We start from the raw sequence: 555 nt of genomic DNA, 5'->3' as shown, positions 1-555 counted from the left end.
CACTCTCTTTTCTCACTAACGAACAGAATCTAACCAATGCTAATTTCTGTGTTAGATCACACTTCCTCACTGAGAAAATGTTATTTATCACGAAAACTTCATTTTTTATTCAATCCGATGATTTCACTATCATAAGCAACACCAACAGTATGGATTTTACGTAACCCGTCGCTTTTTGGTCTAAATATCTAAACTTCGGTGTACGTCCAAAAAACAGTTTGCAAAATTGTTAATCTCAAAAGTGATTTGTTTTCAATTATGTTTCCGTTTGTTGCTCGACACTATTGACTGTATGGATTCATTGACTACAGTGGAAAGTATTGATGCATAAATCCTCATTCTGGATCAGTTTGAATTTAAGCAACTTGGTGAATGTGATTCTGTATCAATGAGACGTTTGTTAGCGGTCGCTAACAGTAGTACCAAGTTAAAGGTATAACTTGGTTGTTGTAACAACATCAGTAAAAAATGCATGAGGGATTTATAAGCATGGCTACAGGTACAGTAAAGTGGTTTAACAATGCCAAAGGATTTGGGTTTATTTGTTCAGACGAA

At 35.0% G+C, this 555-nt stretch carries 1 protein-coding gene; it reads left to right on the top strand.

Annotated elements, in window-relative coordinates:
• Nucleotides 1-489: 489 nt before the first annotated feature.
• A partial coding sequence (locus tag R7O13_RS29820; protein WP_318305586.1) for a cold-shock protein occupies nucleotides 490-555 on the top strand: 66 nt, incomplete at its 3' end.

It is taken from the genome of Vibrio sp. Y176 (genome assembly GCF_033438945.1).
This window is presented reverse-complemented; position numbering and strand designations above follow the sequence as displayed.